The 2,805-nt window shown below is 40.3% G+C and carries 1 protein-coding gene; it reads right to left on the bottom strand.

Annotated features, from left to right (window positions below):
• Nucleotides 1-388: 388 nt before the first annotated feature.
• Nucleotides 389-2,533, bottom strand: coding sequence for a carboxy terminal-processing peptidase (locus B2400_RS04850; RefSeq protein WP_293931430.1), 2,145 nt, complete (start codon nucleotides 2,531-2,533; stop codon nucleotides 389-391).
• Nucleotides 2,534-2,805: the final 272 nt, after the last annotated feature.

Here is a 2,805-nt window from a genome sequence, read left to right as displayed (position 1 = left end):
TTCTATTAAGTTTAAATTATTTGAAAAGGCAGTGATTAAACGCTGTCCTGTTTATTCTTTGACTGAAGATCTATAAGGGAAATATGTTACTAAATGGTTACTATCCAGCCACCCCTACAAAAGCCACTGATAATCAGTGGATTTTTTTCTGTTTTCGGGCATATTTCGGACAATTTTCATGGTAATTTTACTGTTATTAAGTTCTTTTCGATGGGACACAAAAAGCATCTTTTCTATTCAAGGTATAACACTTTGATGTGGTGTTGATGTTCTCACAGAATCGTAAAGGACTGTACGTTACGGAAGCTTCAAAAACAAAGGCTTATGAACCCGTTGTCCATAAGCCTTTGTTGGCTTCTGTTATAGCTTAAAAAAATGGATAAATCCCTTACTTTTTATTTAGACGGATATAATCGATTAGCACGTTAGCGCTTTCTTCCAGCACGAAATCATAATCGAATTTTGGCTGCGGCTGTCCTTCTTTCCAGAGCGGCAATCCTAGGAATGCCAACTGCTTGTTAATACGGTCGCGATTTTTTAATCGATTTGTCTCACGCTCTGCTTTTAGTTTGGACTCATTTAGGCTTACCGAAGGCATAGCGTCTACTTTATTGAATTCAGCGATATCTTCGAGTAAGAAGGTATAAGCAGGAGACTTCTGCATGCGTTTTGTGTGTATCTGGTTCAACTGCGCGTTGATCGATGTTAAATCAGAAATCTTCGAAAAGGTCGATGGTTTGATCTGATCCCAAGGTAAAGCCGATGGTTCCGAACTTTCGCCAAATTTCTCTGCGGAATATTGAGTGGGGAAGGTAACATCAGGTTCAACACCCTTGTGTTGGGTGCTGCTTCCTGTTACACGGTAGAATTTACCCATGGTAATATTAATCTGACCGAACTCCGGTGCCCCATTTGGGGTGTCAGCATCCTTTTCGCCAGAAGCTTTGATTAAGAGCTTGTTAGTTGCACTGATAAATCTGGACATATCCACAGCGTTTTGCACCGTACCTTTACCATAGGATGTTGAACCTAAAATGATACCACGACCATAATCTTGGATCGCGCCAGCAAAGATTTCCGAGGCAGATGCCGAGAAGCGGTTTATGATGACACCAAACGGACCATCCCAACTAACACCGGATTCTTGATCGCTGTCTACTTGAACGCGGTTTCTGGTATCGCGAACTTGAACAACTGGACCCTTGTCGATAAACAGACCCGTTAGCTCGATCGCTTCTTGAAGTGAACCACCCCCGTTATGACGTAAGTCCATCAATACAGCGTCAACACCATCTTGTTTTAAGCTGTCTAGGAGTAATCTTACGTCACGGGTAGTACTCTTATAATTTTGGTCACCACGGCGTACAGCATCAAAGTCAATATAGAACTTCGGTAGATTAATGATACCTACACGATAGTTCCTACCATCTTCGCCTTTTATCGTTTTGATCTCACGTTTTGCAGATTCTTCTTCAAGAACGATTTTCTCACGAGTTAACCTCACTATTTTTGGTGCGGTAGATAATTCTGCGCCCGCTGGTAATACTTTTAAACGTACAACGGTACCTTTCTTTCCTTTGATTTTCGCAACAGCGGCATCTAAGCGCCAGCCGATGATGTCTTCAAACTCACCGTCGCCCTGTGCTACAGCGACAATACGATCGTTAATCTGTAATGTTTTGTCTTTGAATGCTGGTCCTCCCGCGATGATCATCTTGATTGTAACCATCTCATTTTCCATCTGTAGTTGAGCGCCAATTCCCTCTAAGGTATTAGACATGCTCTCGTTAAATGCCTGCGCAAATGATGGGTTGTAGTAATTGGTATGTGGATCCACCGCTGCTGTAAAAGCAGTCATGATAATTTGGAACGCATCATTAGCATTTGCTTTAGAGGCCTGAGAAATCAGGTTCTTATAACGGTTACGTAGTGTTTCTTTATTCTTCGCCAAATCGAGCTTAACCGAGTCGCCCGCTGTGAGCTTCAGGTTCAATAGATCATATTTTACACGTTTCCTCCACTGATCTTTTAATTCAGCGTCAGATTTGAACCACGGTAGCTTTTCGCGAAAGCTATTGTAGGTTTCATCTTTGCTAAAATCATGATGTGCGTCTACTTGCTCTAAAGCATAGTTCAAACATTGTAAATAGCGATCTGAATATTTGTTGAACATGTAGAAAGCGCTCGAAAGGTCACCCTGTTTAAAGTCCTGTCCAAAGTTATTTTTGAATTGTTGGAAATCATCAATATCTGACTGTAATAAATAGTTTCTTCCCTGATCTAAGCCTTCTACTATATTGTTGAAAATAATATTAGAAATAGAATCGTTCATCGAAACGCGTTTGTAGCTGAAGTTTTCCAATAAATTGGCAACCTCTTTTACGATTACGCCATGCTGTGTTGTCGGTTTTAGTTGTAAGCCCTCTTGCTCCAGATCTACGCGAGGCTTTGCTGCGCAAGCGACGATAGAGATTAATGAAAGACCTAAGATGAGATTTCTTAACATGTAGATGGTTTTCTTAATATTGTTCATTTTATAAATTAGTGCCTTTATAAGCAGCACCTTCCGCTAAATCGCCTCGTGAACGATTATAGCTATAAATTTAGTTAAATTTCAATTCAAAGTTTGACGTGTCAACGTAAAAATATCATTTCACTTATCAAATATCGACCCATTATATGGCTTGTTAACACTTTTTAAGACTAATAGCTTGGCTATCGCCGCTGAAAACTGAGATATCTTTCTTTTTTTTGAGGAATATCAGTAAGGGGGGGGGATTCCAATCCTTTGAAAATAGCCCTTTT

The organism is Sphingobacterium sp. UBA6645, assembly GCF_002455685.1.
Lineage (GTDB): Bacteria > Bacteroidota > Bacteroidia > Sphingobacteriales > Sphingobacteriaceae > Sphingobacterium > Sphingobacterium hotanense.
Note: the sequence above shows the minus strand (reverse complement) of the source record. Positions and strands in the feature narration are given on the sequence as shown.

Excerpts from the sequence above, each read along its gene's own strand:
- B2400_RS04850 (WP_293931430.1), bottom strand. The coding sequence starts at position 2,533 with ATGAACAATATTAAGAAAACCATCTACATGTTAAGAAATCTCATCTTA.